A 16,005-nucleotide genomic window follows, 5' to 3' on the forward strand; every position below is an offset into this window, starting at 1 on the left:
GAAAAGGATGATTAGTGGCGGATTTGCGCTAGGTCGTGTTCAGTCAGACCGGTCATTTTTATGACGGTATTGCGGTCGATGCCGTTCTGCAGCATGGTACGTGCTATTTTCAATGTAGCCTGGCGTTCCCCTTCTGAACGGCCTTTTTCAATACCGCGCTGTTCACCGAGCTGAATGCCCTTCTCGATGCCCTTCTGTTCAAGCTGCTGTGCGATGGTCATAAGTGCGTCTCCGTGTTGCGGCACACGCTGTGCCAGTTCGCGTACAAAGGCTTCGGCGTCGGATGTTTCGCCTGCCTGCACTATATAGTGTACCAGCGATATTACCAGCGATGAAGACAGATATCCGGCCAGCAAAATGGGCACCAGCCGGTCAACCAGTTCTGCCAGGTCCCGCTGATGAATGTGTTTCTGCAGCAGGGTCAGAGCGGCCATGCTGCGGTGGCCAGCGATTTCCTCATCAGGAATGACGGTAACGTCAACCAGCGGGAAAGCGCTGCTGTAGAGTTTGCCAGCCAGCGCCGGATCGTCAAATTCATCCAGCCAGTGGGTGGAGTACGGATAAGGGCTGCGCTTACCCGTATAGAACAGCACCGGTATCACCAGTGGTAACTTTTTATGCCCTGCCTCCAGGTGTCTCTGCATGGCGGCCACCGCATAGCGTATCAGGCGGAAAGCCATATGTTTGTCCGGCGTTGACTGGTGCTCGACCAGGACATGAATATATCCGTCGCCGGCAGTGGTTTTCAGGCTGTAGAGGACGTCGCTGAAATACTGCCGGAGATCATCTTGGGGTCGCCTCAGAAAACGGAAAATAAAGCACGCTAAGGCATAGCCGAACCTGCCAAGCTTGCTCCACCCTGTAGTGACGCGATCAGCGGGCAGGAAACGTTCCCCCTTCGCGCATGGCAGGCGCACACCAACTCAGACAGCACGGCCTCCATGCGCGCCAGGTCAGCCATTTTCTCGCGCACGTCCTTGAGCTTGTGCTCGGCCAGACTGCTGGCTTCCTCGCAATGGGTGCCATCCTCCAGCCGCAGCAGCTCGGCGATCTCATCCAGGCTGAAGCCCAGCCGCTGGGCTGATTTCACGAAGCGCACCCGCGTTACATCCGCCTCGCCATAGCGGCGGATGCTGCCATAGGGCTTGTCAGGCTCCAGCAACAAGCCCTTGCGCTGATAGAAACGGATGGTCTCCACATTGACCCCGGCCGCCTTGGCGAAAACGCCAATGGTCAGGTTCTCCAAATTGTTTTCCATATCGCTTGACTCCGTACATGAGTACGGAAGTAAGGTTACGCTATCCAATTTCAATTCGAAAGGACAAGCGCATGTCTGAACCAAAAACCGGGCGCGGCGCGCTCTTCACTGGAGGGCTTGCCGCCATCCTCGCCTCGGCTTGCTGCCTCGGGCCGTTGGTTCTGATCGCCTTGGGGTTCAGCGGCGCTTGGATCGGCAACTTGGCGGTGTTGGAACCCTATCGCCCCATCTTTATCGGCGTGGCGCTGGTGGCGTTGTTCTTCGCCTGGCGGCGCATCTACCGGCAGGCAGCGGCCTGCAAACCGGGTGAGGTCTGCGCGATTCCCCAAGTGCGAGCTACTTACAAGCTCATTTTCTGGATCGTGGCCGCGCTGGTTCTGGTCGCGCTCGGATTTCCCTACGTCATGCCATTTTTCTACTGATCGGAGTTCACCATGAAGAAACTGTTTGCCTCCCTCGCCCTCGCCGCCGTTGTTGCCCCCGTCTGGGCCGCCACCCAGACCGTCACGCTGTCCGTACCGGGCATGACCTGCTCCGCCTGCCCGATCACTGTCAAGAAGGCGATTTCCAAGGTCGAAGGCGTCAGCAAAGTTGACGTGACTTTCGAGACACGCCAAGCGGTCGTCACCTTCGACGATGCCAAGACCAGCGTGCAGAAGCTGACCAAGGCAACCGCAGACGCGGGCTATCCGTCCAGCGTCAAGCAGTGAGTCACTGAAAACGGCACCGCAGCACAACGGACGTCATTGTCTGGCGCCACAAACGATAAAGGATCTGTTGCATGACCCATCTAAAAATCACCGGCATGACTTGCGACTCGTGCGCGGCGCACGTCAAGGAAGCGCTGGAAAAAGTGCCAGGCGTGCAGTCGGCGCTGGTGTCCTATCCGAAGGGCACAGCGCAACTCGCCATCGTGCCGGGCACATCGCCGGACGCGCTGACTGCCGCCGTGGCCGGACTGGGCTACAAGGCAACGCTAGCCGATGCGCCACTGGCGGACAACCGCGTCGGACTGCTCGACAAGGTGCGGGGATGGATGGCCGCCGCCGAAAAGCACAGTGGCAACGAGCCCCCGGTGCAGGTAGCGGTCATTGGCAGCGGTGGAGCCGCGATGGCGGCGGCGCTGAAGGCCGTCGAGCAAGGCGCGCAGGTCACGCTGATCGAGCGCGGCACCATCGGCGGCACCTGCGTCAATGTCGGCTGTGTGCCGTCCAAGATCATGATCCGCGCCGCCCACATCGCCCATCTGCGCCGGGAAAGCCCGTTCGATGGCGGTATTGCGGCAACTGTGCCTACGATTGACCGCAGTAAGCTGCTGGCCCAGCAGCAGGCCCGCGTCGACGAACTGCGGCACGCCAAGTACGAAGGCATCCTGGGCGGTAATCCGGCCATCACCGTTGTGCACGGTGAGGCGCGCTTCAAGGACGACCAGAGCCTTACCGTCCGTTTGAACGAGGGTGGCGAGCGCGTCGTGATGTTCGACCGCTGCCTGGTCGCCACGGGTGCCAGCCCGGCGGTCCCGCCGATTCCGGGCTTGAAAGAGTCACCCTACTGGACTTCCACCGAGGCCCTGGCGAGCGACACCATTCCCGAACGCCTTGCCGTAATCGGCTCGTCGGTGGTGGCGCTGGAGCTGGCGCAAGCCTTTGCCCGGCTGGGCAGCAAGGTCACGGTCCTGGCGCGCAATACCTTGTTCTTCCGTGAAGACCCGGCCATCGGCGAGGCGGTGACAGCCGCTTTCCGTGCCGAGGGCATCGAGGTGCTGGAGCACACGCAAGCCAGCCAGGTCGCCCATATGGACGGTGAATTCGTGCTGACCACCACGCACGGTGAATTGCGCGCCGACAAACTGCTGGTTGCCACCGGTCGGACACCGAACACGCGCAGCCTCGCGCTGGACGCAGCGGGGGTCACTGTCAATGCGCAAGGTGCCATCGTCATCGACCAAGGCATGCGCACGAGCAACCCGAACATCTACGCGGCCGGCGACTGCACCGACCAGCCGCAGTTCGTCTATGTGGCGGCAGCGGCCGGCACCCGTGCCGCGATCAACATGACCGGCGGCGATGCGGCGCTCGACCTGACCGCAATGCCGGCCGTGGTGTTCACCGATCCGCAAGTGGCGACCGTGGGCTACAGCGAGGCGGAAGCCCACCACGACGGGATCGAGACCGACAGCCGCACCTTGACCTTGGACAACGTGCCGCGTGCGCTCGCCAACTTCGACACACGCGGCTTCATCAAGTTGGTTATCGAGGAAGGCAGCCATCGGCTGATCGGCGTACAGGCGGTCGCGCCGGAAGCGGGTGAACTGATCCAGACGGCGGCTCTGGCCATTCGCAACCGCATGACGGTGCAGGAACTGGCCGACCAGTTGTTCCCCTACCTGACGATGGTCGAGGGGTTGAAGCTCGCGGCGCAGACCTTCAACAAGGATGTGAAGCAGCTTTCCTGCTGCGCCGGGTGAGAAAAAGGAGGTGTTCAATGAACGCCTACACGGTGTCCCGGCTGGCTCTTGATGCCGGGGTGAGCGTGCATATCGTGCGCGACTACCTGCTGCGCGGATTGCTGCGCCCGGTGGCGTGCACACCAGGCGGCTACGGCTTGTTCGATGACGCCGCCTTGCAACGGCTGTGCTTCGTGCGGGCGGCCTTCGAGGCGGGCATCGGCCTCGACGCGCTGGCGCGGCTGTGCCGGGCGCTGGATGCGGCGGACGGCGACGAAGCGGCCGCGCAGCTTGCCCTGCTGCGTCAGTTCGTCGAGCGTCGGCGCGAAGCGTTGGCCGATCTGGAAGTGCAGTTGGCCACCCTGCCGACCGAGCCGGCACAGCACGCGGAGAGTCTGCCATGAACAACCCCGAGCGCTTGCCGTCCGAGACGCACAAACCGATCACCGGCTACCTGTGGGGCGGACTGGCTGTGCTGACTTGCCCCTGCCACCTGCCCATCCTCGCTGTCGTGCTGGCCGGCACAACCGCCGGTGCTTTCCTCGGCGAGCATTGGGTCATCGCGGCGCTCGGTTTGACCGGCCTGTTCCTTCTGTCCCTGTCGCGGGCGTTGCGGGCATTCAGGGAAAGAGAATGAGCGCTTTCCGGCCGGATGGATGGACGACGCCGGAACTGGCCCAAGCGGTCGAGCGCGGGCAGCTTGAACTGCACTACCAGCCCGTCGTCGATCTGCGCAGTGGTGGGATTGTCGGCGCGGAAGCCCTGTTGCGCTGGCGTCATCCGACGCTTGGACTATTGCCACCGGGCCAGTTCCTGCCCGTGGTCGAATCGTCCGGCCTGATGCCTGAAATCGGCGCTTGGGTGCTGGGCGAAGCCTGCCGCCAGATGCGTGACTGGCGAATGCTGGCATGGCGACCGTTCCGGCTGGCCGTCAATGTTTCGGCGAGCCAAGTGGGACCGGACTTCGACGGGTGGGTAAAGGGCGTGCTGGCTGATGCCGAGTTGCCCGCCGAGTATCTCGAAATCGAGCTGACCGAATCGGTCGCGTTTGGTGATCCGGCGATCTTCCCCGCCCTGGACGCCTTGCGGCAGATCGGTGTGCGCTTCGCCGCCGATGACTTCGGGACGGGGTATTCCTGTCTGCAACATCTGAAGTGCTGCCCAATCAGCACGCTCAAGATCGACCAATCGTTTGTCGCCGGGCTCGCCAACGACCGCCGCGACCAAACCATCGTGCACACCGTGATTCAGCTTGCGCACGGGCTGGGCATGGATGTGGTGGCTGAAGGCGTGGAAACATCGGCGAGTCTTGATCTATTGCGACAAGCGGACTGCGACACAGGACAAGGCTTCCTGTTCGCGAAGCCAATGCCGGCGGCGGCATTCGCCGTCTTCGTCAGTCAATGGAGGGGTGCCACCATGAATGCAAGTGACTCGACCACCACCAGTTGCTGCGTGTGCTGCAAGGAAATCCCGCTCGATGCCGCCTTCACCCCGGAAGGCGCGGAATACGTCGAGCACTTCTGCGGGTTGGAGTGTTATCAACGCTTCGAAGCGCGTGCCAAGACAGGGAACGAAACCGATGCCGATCCGAACGCCTGCGACTCGCTACCGTCAGATTGAGGCATACCCTAACCTGATGTCAGATGCCATGTGTAAATTGCGTCAGGATAGGATTGAATTTTGAATTTATTGACATATCTCGTTGAAGGTCATAGAGTCTTCCCTGACATTTTGCAGGGAATTCCATGACTGGACAGCGCATTGGGTATATCAGGGTCAGCACCTTCGACCAGAACCCGGAACGGCAACTGGAAGGCGTCAAGGTTGATCGCGCTTTTAGCGACAAGGCATCCGGCAAGGATGTCAAGCGTCCGCAACTGGAAGCGCTGATAAGCTTCGCCCGCACCGGCGACACCGTGGTGGTGCATAGCATGGATCGCCTGGCGCGCAATCTCGATGATTTGCGCCGGATCGTGCAAACGCTGACACAACGCGGCGTGCATATCGAATTCGTCAAGGAACACCTCAGTTTTACTGGCGAAGACTCTCCGATGGCGAACCTGATGCTCTCGGTGATGGGCGCGTTCGCCGAGTTCGAGCGCGCCCTGATCCGCGAGCGTCAGCGCGAGGGTATTGCGCTCGCCAAGCAACGCGGGGCTTACCGTGGCAGGAAGAAATCCCTGTCGTCTGAGCGTATTGCCGAACTGCGCCAACGTGTCGAGGCTGGCGAGCAAAAGGCCAAGCTTGCTCGTGAATTCGGAATCAGTCGCGAAACCCTGTATCAATACTTGAGAACGGATCAGTAAATATGCCACGTCGTTCCATCCTGTCCGCCGCCGAGCGGGAAAGCCTGCTGGCGTTGCCGGACTCCAAGGACGACCTGATCCGACATTACACATTCAACGATACCGACCTCTCGATCATCCGACAGCGGCGCGGGCCAGCCAATCGGCTGGGCTTCGCGGTGCAGCTCTGTTACCTGCGCTTTCCCGGCGTCATCCTGGGCGTCGATGAACTACCGTTCCCGCCCTTGTTGAAGCTGGTCGCCGACCAGCTCAAGGTCGGCGTCGAAAGCTGGAACGAGTACGGCCAGCGGGAGCAGACCCGGCGCGAGCACCTGAGCGAGCTGCAAACCGTGTTCGGTTTCCGGCCCTTCACCATGAGCCATTACCGGCAGGCCGTCCAGATGCTGACCGAGCTGGCGATGCAAACCGACAAAGGCATCGTGCTGGCCAGCGCCTTGATCGGGCACCTGCGGCGGCAGTCGGTCATTCTGCCCGCCCTCAACGCCGTCGAGCGGGCGAGTGCCGAGGCGATCACCCGTGCTAACCGGCGCATCTACGACGCCTTGGCCGAACCACTGGCGGACGCGCATCGCCGCCGCCTCGACGATCTGCTCAAGCGCCGGGACAACGGCAAGACGACCTGGTTGGCTTGGTTGCGCCAGTCTCCGGCCAAGCCAAATTCGCGGCATATGCTGGAACACATCGAACGCCTCAAGGCATGGCAGGCACTCGATCTGCCTACCGGCATCGAGCGGCTGGTTCACCAGAACCGCCTGCTCAAGATTGCCCGCGAGGGCGGCCAGATGACACCCGCCGACCTGGCCAAATTCGAGCCGCAACGGCGCTACGCCACTCTCGTGGCGCTGGCCACCGAGGGCATGGCCACCGTCACCGACGAAATCATCGACCTGCACGACCGCATCCTGGGTAAGCTGTTTAACGCTGCCAAGAATAAGCATCAGCAGCAGTTCCAGGCGTCAGGCAAGGCCATCAACGCCAAGGTACGTCTGTACGGGCGCATCGGTCAGGCGCTGATCGACGCCAAGCAATCAGGCCGCGATGCGTTTGCCGCCATCGAGGCCGTCATGTCCTGGGATTCCTTTGCCGAGAGCGTCACCGAGGCGCAGAAGCTCGCGCAACCCGATGACTTCGATTTCCTGCATCGCATCGGCGAGAGCTACGCCACCCTGCGCCGCTATGCACCGGAATTCCTTGCCGTGCTCAAGCTGCGGGCCGCGCCCGCCGCCAAAAACGTGCTTGATGCCATTGAGGTGCTGCGCGGCATGAACACCGACAACGCCCGCAAGCTGCCAGCCGATGCACCGACCGGCTTCATCAAGCCGCGCTGGCAGAAACTGGTGATGACCGACGCCGGCATCGACCGGCGCTACTACGAACTGTGCGCGCTGTCCGAGTTGAAGAACTCCCTGCGCTCGGGCGACATCTGGGTGCAGGGTTCACGCCAGTTCAAGGACTTCGAGGACTACCTGGTACCGCCCGAGAAGTTCACCAGCCTCAAGCAGTCCAGCGAATTGCCGCTGGCCGTGGCCACCGACTGCGAACAATATCTGCATGAGCGGCTGACGCTGCTGGAAGCACAACTTGCCACCGTCAACCACATGGCGGCAGCCAACGACCTGCCGGATGCCATCATCACCGAGTCGGGCTTGAAGATCACGCCGCTGGATGCGGCGGTGCCCGACACCGCGCAGGCGCTGATAGACCAGACAGCCATGGTCCTGCCGCACGTCAAGATCACCGAACTGCTGCTCGAAGTCGATGAGTGGACGGGCTTCACCCGGCACTTCACGCACTTGAAATCGGGCGATCTGGCCAAGGACAAGAACCTGTTGTTGACCACGATCCTGGCCGACGCGATCAACCTGGGCCTGACCAAGATGGCCGAGTCCTGCCCCGGCACGACCTACGCGAAGCTCGCTTGGCTGCAAGCCTGGCATACCCGCGACGAAACGTACTCGACAGCGTTGGCTGAACTGGTCAACGCTCAGTTTCGGCATCCCTTTGCCGGGCACTGGGGCGATGGCACCACATCATCATCGGACGGACAGAATTTCCGAACCGCTAGCAAGGCAAAGAGCACGGGGCACATCAACCCAAAATATGGCAGCAGCCCAGGACGGACTTTCTACACCCACATCTCCGACCAATACGCGCCATTCCACACCAAGGTGGTCAATGTCGGCCTGCGCGACTCAACCTACGTGCTCGACGGCCTGCTGTACCACGAATCCGACCTGCGGATCGAGGAGCACTACACCGACACGGCGGGCTTCACCGATCACGTCTTCGCCCTGATGCACCTCTTGGGCTTCCGCTTCGCGCCGCGCATCCGCGACCTGGGCGACACCAAGCTCTACATCCCGAAGGGCGATGCCGCCTATGACGCGCTCAAGCCGATGATCGGCGGCACGCTCAACATCAAGCACGTCCGCGCCCATTGGGACGAAATCCTGCGGCTGGCCACCTCGATCAAGCAGGGCACGGTGACGGCCTCGCTGATGCTCAGGAAACTCGGCAGCTACCCGCGCCAGAACGGCTTGGCCGTCGCGCTGCGCGAGTTGGGCCGCATCGAGCGCACGCTGTTCATCCTCGACTGGCTGCAAAGCGTCGAGCTACGCCGCCGCGTGCATGCCGGGCTGAACAAGGGCGAGGCGCGCAATGCGCTGGCCCGTGCCGTGTTCTTCAACCGCCTTGGTGAAATCCGTGACCGCAGTTTCGAGCAGCAGCGCTACCGGGCCAGCGGCCTCAACCTAGTGACGGCGGCCATCGTGCTGTGGAACACGGTCTACCTGGAGCGTGCGGCGCATGCGTTGCGCGGCAATGGTCATGCCGTCGATGACTCGCTATTGCAGTACCTGTCGCCACTCGGCTGGGAGTACATCAACCTGACCGGTGATTACCTATGGCGCAGCAGCGCCAAGATCGGCGCGGGGAAGTTCAGGCCGCTACGGCCTCTGCAACCGGCTTAGCGTGCTTTATTTTCCGTTTTCTGAGACGCCCCCTATATACAGCTGCCGCAGAAGGACGGAGAGAAGAGGTTTTAGAATATCTGAGAGAGGGAAGAAAGTTGCTAAGGCAGTAATTGATGATGAGTAAAGATGGTTTAGGGAGGGGACCGAACCACCCCGGAACGGCCCCCTGAAGGAATGGCAATTCCGTTCACCGCCAATATTAGCTTTTTCCAGGCTGTGATAACATCTACGGGTCATTTTTCAGAGCCAGGGCAGATGAAGAAGAAAAACAGCACACCCACTCCTCACGATGCCACGTTCAGGCAGTTCCTGACGCAACCGGATATTGCCCGGGATTTCATGGAAATCCACCTGCCTGCAGAGCTGCGAGCAGTCTGCGATCTCAGCACGCTGAAACTGGAATCAGGCTCGTTCGTTGAGGATGATCTCCGCCAGTATTTCAGCGACGTCCTCTATAGCCTGAAAACTACAGCCGGCGACGGCTATATTCATGTTCTGGTCGAGCACCAGTCAACGCCGGACAAACATATGGCTTTCCGCCTCATACGCTATGCGGTAGCCGCCATGCAGCGCCACCTGGAGGCAGGGCATAAAAAACTGCCACTGGTGATACCGGTGCTGTTCTATACGGGTAAGCGCAGCCCGTATCCGTACTCTACTCGTTGGCTGGATGAATTTGACGCTCCCGAGCTGGCAGGCAAACTCTACAGCAACGCTTTCCCGCTGGTAGACGTTACGATCATTCCGGATGATGAAATCGCTGGCCATCGCAGCATGGCCGCCCTGACTTTACTGCAAAAGCATATTCACCAGCGGGACCTGGCAGAACTGGTCGACCGGCTGGCACCCATCTTGCTGGCGGGATACTTGTCTTCATCGCAGGTGATATCGCTGGTACACTATATAGTGCAGGCAGGCGAAACATCCGACGCCGAAGCCTTTGTACGCGAACTGGCACAGCGTGTGCCGCAACACGGAGACGCACTTATGACCATCGCACAACAGCTTGAACAGAAGGGCATCGAGAAGGGGATTCAGCTCGGTGAACAACGCGGCATTGAAAAAGGCGAGCGCGAAGCCACCCTTAAAATTGCACGAACCATGCTCCAGAACGGCATTGACCGCAATACCGTCATAAAAATGACCGGTCTGACTGAAGACGACCTGGCGCAGATCCGCCACTAATCACCCTTTCCTGGCACTCCCTGTCTGGTCATCAGCGAATACTGGTGGGGCAGGGAGTCACCAGACTCAAGTTCAGCCAGCCACAGCGATTAAACAGCTTCATCACCTCGCCACATTCCCCCGTCAGACACGCTGTCAACGGATTTATCTGTAAAGCGACATAGAGATTGGCTCGTAAGAGATAAATGCCGTTCACACCCGCACTGAGCGCCACAGCATTCCGACCGGCCCCCAGTTAGCAGCTTCTCAGTCGGGCACAATCCAGTAAAAAAGCGATGAGCCATCGATGGAGATACAGGCTAGAAAAGTGCGGTTCTGGCTTGTTCATATCCCGAATGACCACGTGCGTAACATTTTCATTAAATACAATTATGTCAATTATTTTTATTCACAATATGTTGATAGTGTAGCGTACGCGCCAGCGGTGATGCTGCCAACTTACTGATTTAGTGTATGATGGTGTTTTTGAGGTGCTCCCGTGGCTTCTGTTTCTATCAGCTGTCCCTCCTGTTCAGCTACTGACGGGGTGGTGCGTAACGGCAAAAGCACTGCCGGACATCAGCGCTATCTCTGCTCTCACTGCCGTAAAACATGGCAACTGTAGTTCACTTACACCGCTTCTCAACCCGGTACGCACCAGAAAATCATTGATATGGCCATGAATGGTGTTGGATGCCGGGCAACCGCCCGCATTATGGGCGTTGGCCTCAACACGATTTTACGTCACTTAAAAAACTCAGGCCGCAGTCGGTAACCTCGCGCATACAGCCGGGCAGTGATGTGATTGTCTGCGCTGAAATGGACGAACAGTGGGGCTACGTCGGGGCTAAATCACGTCAGCGCTGGCTGTTTTACGCGTATGACAGGATACGGAGGACGGTTGTGGCGCACGTCTTCGGTGAACGCACTCTGGCCACACTGGAGCGTCTTCTGAGCCTGCTGTCGGCCTTTGAGGTCGTGGTATGGATGACGGATGGCTGGCCGCTGTATGAATCCCGCCTGAAGGGAAAGCTGCACGTAATCAGCAAGCGTTACACTCAGCGAATTGAGCGGCATAACCTGAATCTGAGACAACATCTGGCAAGGCTGGGACGGAAGTCACTGTCGTTCTCAAAATCGGTGGAGCTGCATGACAAGGTCATCGGGCATTATCTGAACATAAAACACTATCAGTAAGTTGGAGTCATTACCGATTAAACGTTAGATTGCCTTTAGTGTGTAGTTAAATCATCATCATAACAGCGTTAATCTGAAACTGATATTGCCGGAGGGGATCATCATGACGGGAAGAGGCATTAACACAGTACGTATCGGCGATGAAGTGAAGCACATCACCGAGCTCGATGCACTAACACTCATGCATGAATGGTCAAAGCTTAAAAAAGAAAATGCAGACCTGTATGACTATAACGGTCAGGTTAACCGGGGGTGGCGCGGCTTTATTCTTCGCATGATGGGTATCCATTTGCCTGATAACGACCGTGTTCGTCTTCAGGGCATTAATGCCAGAAAAGACTCCATCTATCCAGAATGAAGCCACGCCTGCAGCGATAATGAGCTGACTATTGCAGAAGATCAGCCATCATTTTTCATTAAATGTATGATATTTAACATAAAACGCATTATCGGTACTTTGAAGTGTATAGCATTTGCTATACGTTCGTGTTGTGTTATTCTTGTATATCAATTGCTATACAAGAGAGGTGTGTATGAAATCAGATGTTCAACTCAACCTAAGAGCTAAAGAGTCTCAGAGAGCACTCATCGATGCTGCTGCAGAGATCCTTCATAAATCGCGAACCGACTTTATCCTGGAGATGGCCTGCAAGGCTGCGGAGAATGTGATCCTTGATCGCCGTGTTTTCAATTTTAACGACGAACAGTATGCAGAGTTCATCGATATGCTCGATGCACCAGTCGAGGATGAGCCCGCCATTAATAAACTACTGGCAAGGAAACCTCAGTGGGACGTATAACCACGCCCGAGCCGTTATCCAGCTCTCATCAGCTGGCTGAGTTCGTCAGTGGAGAGACAGTCCTCGATGAATGGCTAAAACAGAGAGGTTTAAAAAATCAAGCTCTTGGCGCTGCCCGAACGTTCGTTGTTTGCAAGACGGGTACGAAGCAAGTAGCTGGTTTTTACTCTTTGGCCACCGGTAGCGTTAACCATACGGAAGCGACAGGTAGTCTTCGGCGTAACATGCCAGATCCTATACCGGTGATTATACTCGCTCGCCTGGCGGTAGATGTCTCATTGCACGGAAAAGGGGTTGGCGCCGATTTACTCCACGATGCAGTTCTACGGTGTTATCGCGTAGCTGAGAACATTGGGGTTCGTGCGATAATGGTTCATGCGCTTACTGAAGAAGCCAAAGGTTTCTATGCTCACCATGGATTTAAGGCATCACAAACTCATGAGAGGACTCTGTTTCTAAAGCTTCCATGACTGGTTGCTGGAATGGGAAAGTAGCTGGTTACCGTCTTAAAATATTGATTTTTATGTTATTTATTTTAATATTTAACATAATCTTTGTTATGCGCACCTGTATTGTAACTCCAATATTCTGATGTCACTTTTAACCCATTTAGTGATGTCACTTTTTCTGGCATAAAGGATCCAATCCTCAGGCCATGGAGACATCAGGATGCTTGTGACCATGTCAGATAAAGAACTCAGTCGGATCAACATCATTCAGTCAGTTGTTGAAAAGCGCATGCGCCGTCGCGACGCTGCTCATCAGCTTGCTTTGACCGAACGTCAGACACAGCGTTTGATGAACCGCTTTCGTGAATCTGGTGCTGCAGGTCTGGCAAACCTTCGACGAGGACGCCCCGGTAATCACAGACTTCCTGAGTCACTGAAGCTGCGTGTACTTTCTTTACTTCACGATCATTACAGCGACTTTGGACCAACGCTGGCCGCAGAAAAATTGCGCGAACGCCATAACATCACGGTGTCTGTTGAAACACTGAGAAAATGGATGACGGCTGATGGACTCTGGGTCCCATACTCACGTCGCAGGCCACGTGTTCATCAACCCAGATACCGGCGTGACTGCCTTGGAGAACTTGTTCAGATCGATGGTTCCCCGCATGACTGGTTTGAAGGACGTGCCCCCAAATGCTGCCTGCTCGTCTTCATTGATGATGCTACTGGGCGCCTGATGCACCTCCGTTTCGGCGAGACTGAATCAGCCTTTGATTACATGATGGCCACCCGCGCGTATCTTGAACAGCATGGCAAACCACTGGCGTTCTACAGCGATAAGCACGGCATTTTCAGGGTCAATAATGGTGGCACTACCACAACTGGAATCACTCAGTTCGGCCGGGTGCTTTCCGAACTGGGGATCGAGTTGATATGCGCCAACAGCCCGCAAGCTAAAGGTCGCGTTGAGCGCGCAAACCAGACTCTTCAGGATCGACTTATCAAAGAAATGCGGCTTGAAGGCATCAGCAGCATCGAGGATGCCAATGCCTGGCTGGATTCCTTCATTATTGACTTCAATCGTCGTTTTGCCAGACCAGCAAAATATCCCAAAGACCTGCATCGACCGGTGCTTGAAAGCTCTGAAGATCTGGATGATATCTTTGCTTGGCAGGAATCACGAAAACTCTCGAAAACACTGACTTTCCGTTACGATAAGATGATATATCTCGTTGAACCTACGGAAGAAAATACCAGAATTGCAGGTGAAAAAATCACAGTTTACGACTACCCAAATGGTACGCTGGCGTTTAAATATGGCTACCGATCACTCAATTATCAGGTCTTCGATAAACTGGAATGCATCGACCAGGGGCAAATCGTTGATAACAAACGGCTCGGTGCTGTACTGAAACTGGCTCAGGACAAGATGGATGAATTGGATCGAGAGGGAAAGCGAGATAGGAGTAAAAAAATGCCCAAACGACGTGCACAAGCCCGGGTTCAGGAGCAACTCAGAGCCATCAACCCCGTACTGGCTAATCCTGAAGAGTTCCGAGCCAGTCTGAAACGCTAGCCCCCTGCTCTGTTCTGTTTTTTTACCTTTAGCAGTGTGATGGAGTGCAAGCTTCTGAAAACACGTCAGTTGGTTTTATAACCATGAACCCTCATTTCATATTTGGCATTACTGCCACAGTTCGTAAATATGAATCTGTTTGTCACTCAAGGAGATTTTTATGGGTATTAAACCTGGCCCAAAGCCGATTGCTGAATCAACTGGCAAAGAAGATAAAAGAAGGCGTGTCACTCCGGAAAACAAGCCAAAGCATCCCGGACTGAAGGAACACGACCATAAAAAAGGGGAATAACAGCTTATTGGTATAGCCTCTCATCACAGGCATGGACGTCATTCATGCCTGCTTTCCTCTGACATAAACCAACTTCTCTCTCTTCACATCTCTTAAGGTGACATTTCTAACTGGCTGAATTTGGTGACATTTTAAGCTTGCAATAACATGTATTGTAGGGGCTCAATGCTAATGTCTATTAGGGGGCTGCGGATGTTTTCCTGGACTGTTATGTTGTGATCCCAAGATGCTGCCGGTACTTCACAGGACTCATTGCACCTAATGATAGCTTGATACGTTTCTCGTTATACCAGCGTATGTACCTGTCCAGGAAGCAGATAAATTTTTCCAGCGTGATACCCGCCCAGTCTCTGCCATAGAACATTTCGTTTTTGATACGCCCGAAGAAGCCTTCACACGCAGCATTATCCGACGAGCATCCTTTGCGCGACATGGACCTTATAAGTCCGGAGGTGTTGATACGCTCGAGCCAGCCCGGCCACCGGTAATGGCCACCACGATCGCTGTGTATCACTGGTTTATCATGTTCGTTGAGCGTATCGAGTGCGTCATCGAGCATCGTATTCACCAGCGTCGCGTCCGGGCGTGTTCCTATCGACCAGCTTACAACCAGGCCATCAAAGCAGTCGATAACCGGCGACAGATAGACTTTTCCAGCCGGAAGCTGGAACTCCGTAATATCGGTCAGCCACTTCTCATTTGGCCTGCAGGAACTAAAATCCCGGGCGAGTAAATTTTCCGGTGCCGGGCCGATTTCGCCACAGTAAGAGTTGTATCGTCGTCGCCTGGTGCGCTTAACAACGAGCTGCTCTTCTGCCATCAGTCTGCGGACAACCTTTTCAGAAATAACCCTGTTGTTACCGCGAAGCATCGCGTGAAGGCGCCGATAGTCGTAACAGCGGTAATTCTCCTCAAAGATATCGGCCATGATCACGCGTATTTCCGCATACTTATCGTACAGACGTTTTGGTAAAAATAACAGCTGCGGGCAAGTTGCAGAACGCTTAGCAACTCAGCAACGGGGTACTTTTTCTTAAGGGCATCAACTATCAGGGTTTTCTCCCTGTTTTTCAGTTTCAGAAAGCTGACGCCCAGATCTTTTTTTATCAGTTCATTCGCCTTTGTCAGTATGTCACGTTCGAGCTGCAGCTGATGAACCTGCTTCCTGAGACGCTGGATTTCACCGAGTAAAGCATCCTGATTTTTATCCTGAGGGGCTGACTTTCGTTTGCGCATGGATTGATAAGCCTCGTCACTGATAAGGTCTTTCTTCCATTTGTACAGGACCGGGACGCTGACGCCTATGCTTTGTGCAACTTTACGCGCGGTTCCACGTCGGTTACAGAGCTCCCGGACGGCCTGAGACCTCTCTTCCGGGCTGAAGCATTTGTTTCGTGGGGACTGAACCAGGCTTCGATGGCGGGCAGGAACTGCCACAGCAGCATGAGTGCGGCGATGCAGCCAGTGATGACGAGCCAGCGCCGGATGAATCGATCCGGCTCCGGGCGGCTGTAGGGGTCGGGTAGGTCACGTCATTCT

At 56.5% G+C, this 16,005-nt stretch carries 16 protein-coding genes and 4 pseudogenes; 16 read left to right on the forward strand and 4 right to left on the reverse strand.

Features of this window, described 5'->3' with window-relative positions:
* Positions 1-11 precede the first annotated feature (11 nt).
* Positions 12-791: pseudogene (locus N7268_RS23580) on the reverse strand (Rpn family recombination-promoting nuclease/putative transposase); the annotation flags it as partial.
* Between the two features lie 32 nt (positions 792-823).
* Complete coding sequence (locus tag N7268_RS23585) at positions 824-1,258, reverse strand: mercury resistance transcriptional regulator MerR (RefSeq protein WP_003131969.1); 435 nt, start codon at positions 1,256-1,258, stop codon at positions 824-826.
* Between the two features lie 71 nt (positions 1,259-1,329).
* Here N7268_RS23585 and merT point away from each other — a divergent pair, with 71 nt between their 5' ends.
* From merT to N7268_RS23635, 9 genes are all read left to right on the forward strand, one after another.
* A complete protein-coding gene (gene merT, locus N7268_RS23590; RefSeq protein WP_003131974.1) occupies positions 1,330-1,680 on the forward strand; it encodes a mercuric ion transporter MerT in 351 nt (116 codons plus the stop codon).
* A gap of 12 nt (positions 1,681-1,692) precedes the next feature.
* A complete protein-coding gene (gene merP, locus N7268_RS23595; RefSeq protein WP_003131987.1) occupies positions 1,693-1,968 on the forward strand; it encodes a mercury resistance system periplasmic binding protein MerP in 276 nt (91 codons plus the stop codon).
* A 71-nt stretch (positions 1,969-2,039) separates the two neighbouring features.
* Positions 2,040-3,725, forward strand: a complete 1,686-nt coding sequence (gene merA, locus N7268_RS23600; protein ID WP_003156770.1) for a mercury(II) reductase — start codon at positions 2,040-2,042, stop codon at positions 3,723-3,725.
* A gap of 17 nt (positions 3,726-3,742) precedes the next feature.
* Positions 3,743-4,108 carry a mercury resistance co-regulator MerD gene (merD, locus tag N7268_RS23605; RefSeq protein ID WP_000995360.1) on the forward strand — a complete coding sequence of 122 codons (366 nt, stop codon included), beginning with the start codon at positions 3,743-3,745 and terminating at the stop codon, positions 4,106-4,108.
* The gene (gene merE, locus N7268_RS23610; RefSeq protein WP_003132004.1) at positions 4,105-4,341 is read left to right on the forward strand and encodes a broad-spectrum mercury transporter MerE; all 237 of its coding nucleotides are present in this window, start codon (positions 4,105-4,107) and stop codon (positions 4,339-4,341) included. The genes merD and merE overlap by 4 nt, the downstream gene beginning before the upstream one ends.
* Complete coding sequence (locus N7268_RS23615) at positions 4,338-5,327, forward strand: DUF3330 domain-containing protein (RefSeq protein WP_003132006.1); 990 nt, start codon at positions 4,338-4,340, stop codon at positions 5,325-5,327. The genes merE and N7268_RS23615 overlap by 4 nt, the downstream gene beginning before the upstream one ends.
* Before the next feature lie 125 nt (positions 5,328-5,452).
* Positions 5,453-6,013 carry a recombinase family protein gene (locus N7268_RS23625; protein WP_016240398.1) on the forward strand — a complete coding sequence of 187 codons (561 nt, stop codon included), beginning with the start codon at positions 5,453-5,455 and terminating at the stop codon, positions 6,011-6,013.
* Positions 6,014-6,015: 2 nt separating this feature from the next.
* The gene (locus N7268_RS23630; RefSeq protein WP_200005056.1) at positions 6,016-8,982 is read left to right on the forward strand and encodes a Tn3-like element TnAs3 family transposase; all 2,967 of its coding nucleotides are present in this window, start codon (positions 6,016-6,018) and stop codon (positions 8,980-8,982) included.
* 258 nt (positions 8,983-9,240) lie between these two features.
* Positions 9,241-10,170 (forward strand): Rpn family recombination-promoting nuclease/putative transposase, encoded by a 930-nt coding sequence (locus N7268_RS23635; RefSeq protein ID WP_040113343.1) that lies wholly within the window; start codon positions 9,241-9,243, stop codon positions 10,168-10,170.
* Here the strand turns inward: N7268_RS23635 and N7268_RS23640 are convergent.
* A pseudogene (locus N7268_RS23640) lies at positions 10,167-10,399 on the reverse strand (hypothetical protein); the annotation flags it as partial. The gene N7268_RS23635 and the pseudogene N7268_RS23640 overlap by 4 nt on opposite strands.
* A gap of 249 nt (positions 10,400-10,648) precedes the next feature.
* Between N7268_RS23640 and N7268_RS23645 the strand changes: the two are divergent.
* The 6 genes and pseudogenes from N7268_RS23645 to N7268_RS23670 all read left to right on the forward strand — a co-directional run bounded on the left by N7268_RS23645 (position 10,649) and on the right by N7268_RS23670 (position 14,466).
* A pseudogene (locus N7268_RS23645) lies at positions 10,649-11,346 on the forward strand (IS1 family transposase).
* A 103-nt stretch (positions 11,347-11,449) separates the two neighbouring features.
* Positions 11,450-11,704: a hypothetical protein gene (locus N7268_RS23650; RefSeq protein ID WP_004152108.1), complete on the forward strand. Its 255-nt coding sequence runs from the start codon at positions 11,450-11,452 to the stop codon at positions 11,702-11,704.
* Between the two features lie 175 nt (positions 11,705-11,879).
* Positions 11,880-12,146, forward strand: coding sequence for a DUF1778 domain-containing protein (locus tag N7268_RS23655; RefSeq protein ID WP_003026799.1), 267 nt, complete (start codon positions 11,880-11,882; stop codon positions 12,144-12,146).
* The gene (locus N7268_RS23660) at positions 12,134-12,616 is read left to right on the forward strand and encodes a GNAT family N-acetyltransferase (RefSeq protein WP_003026803.1); all 483 of its coding nucleotides are present in this window, start codon (positions 12,134-12,136) and stop codon (positions 12,614-12,616) included. Before N7268_RS23655 ends, N7268_RS23660 begins: the two co-directional genes overlap by 13 nt.
* A 211-nt stretch (positions 12,617-12,827) precedes the next feature.
* Positions 12,828-14,174, forward strand: coding sequence for an ISNCY family transposase (locus N7268_RS23665; protein WP_020314316.1), 1,347 nt, complete (start codon positions 12,828-12,830; stop codon positions 14,172-14,174).
* A gap of 160 nt (positions 14,175-14,334) precedes the next feature.
* The gene (locus N7268_RS23670; protein WP_004218042.1) at positions 14,335-14,466 is read left to right on the forward strand and encodes a hypothetical protein; all 132 of its coding nucleotides are present in this window, start codon (positions 14,335-14,337) and stop codon (positions 14,464-14,466) included.
* 208 nt (positions 14,467-14,674) lie between these two features.
* Here the strand turns inward: N7268_RS23670 and N7268_RS23675 are convergent.
* A pseudogene (locus N7268_RS23675) lies at positions 14,675-15,849 on the reverse strand (IS3 family transposase); the annotation flags it as partial.
* A gap of 11 nt (positions 15,850-15,860) precedes the next feature.
* Here N7268_RS23675 and N7268_RS23680 point away from each other — a divergent pair.
* A complete protein-coding gene (locus N7268_RS23680; RefSeq protein ID WP_255571721.1) occupies positions 15,861-15,992 on the forward strand; it encodes a hypothetical protein in 132 nt (43 codons plus the stop codon).
* Positions 15,993-16,005 lie beyond the last annotated feature (13 nt).

Origin of the sequence: Citrobacter sp. Marseille-Q6884, assembly GCF_945906775.1 — a bacterium.
Taxonomy (GTDB): domain Bacteria; phylum Pseudomonadota; class Gammaproteobacteria; order Enterobacterales; family Enterobacteriaceae; genus Citrobacter.

Bases quoted from the DNA above. Each gene is read 5' to 3' on its own strand.
- N7268_RS23585 (WP_003131969.1), bottom strand. From the start codon at position 1,258: ATGGAAAACAATTTGGAGAACCTGACCATTGGCGTTTTCGCCAAGGCG.
- merT (WP_003131974.1), top strand. From the start codon at position 1,330: ATGTCTGAACCAAAAACCGGGCGCGGCGCGCTCTTCACTGGAGGGCTT.
- merP (WP_003131987.1), top strand. From the start codon at position 1,693: ATGAAGAAACTGTTTGCCTCCCTCGCCCTCGCCGCCGTTGTTGCCCCC.
- merA (WP_003156770.1), top strand. From the start codon at position 2,040: ATGACCCATCTAAAAATCACCGGCATGACTTGCGACTCGTGCGCGGCG.
- merD (WP_000995360.1), top strand. From the start codon at position 3,743: ATGAACGCCTACACGGTGTCCCGGCTGGCTCTTGATGCCGGGGTGAGC.
- merE (WP_003132004.1), top strand. From the start codon at position 4,105: ATGAACAACCCCGAGCGCTTGCCGTCCGAGACGCACAAACCGATCACC.
- N7268_RS23615 (WP_003132006.1), top strand. From the start codon at position 4,338: ATGAGCGCTTTCCGGCCGGATGGATGGACGACGCCGGAACTGGCCCAA.
- N7268_RS23625 (WP_016240398.1), top strand. From the start codon at position 5,453: ATGACTGGACAGCGCATTGGGTATATCAGGGTCAGCACCTTCGACCAG.
- N7268_RS23630 (WP_200005056.1), top strand. From the start codon at position 6,016: ATGCCACGTCGTTCCATCCTGTCCGCCGCCGAGCGGGAAAGCCTGCTG.
- N7268_RS23635 (WP_040113343.1), top strand. From the start codon at position 9,241: ATGAAGAAGAAAAACAGCACACCCACTCCTCACGATGCCACGTTCAGG.
- N7268_RS23650 (WP_004152108.1), top strand. From the start codon at position 11,450: ATGACGGGAAGAGGCATTAACACAGTACGTATCGGCGATGAAGTGAAG.
- N7268_RS23655 (WP_003026799.1), top strand. From the start codon at position 11,880: ATGAAATCAGATGTTCAACTCAACCTAAGAGCTAAAGAGTCTCAGAGA.
- N7268_RS23665 (WP_020314316.1), top strand. From the start codon at position 12,828: ATGTCAGATAAAGAACTCAGTCGGATCAACATCATTCAGTCAGTTGTT.
- N7268_RS23670 (WP_004218042.1), top strand. From the start codon at position 14,335: ATGGGTATTAAACCTGGCCCAAAGCCGATTGCTGAATCAACTGGCAAA.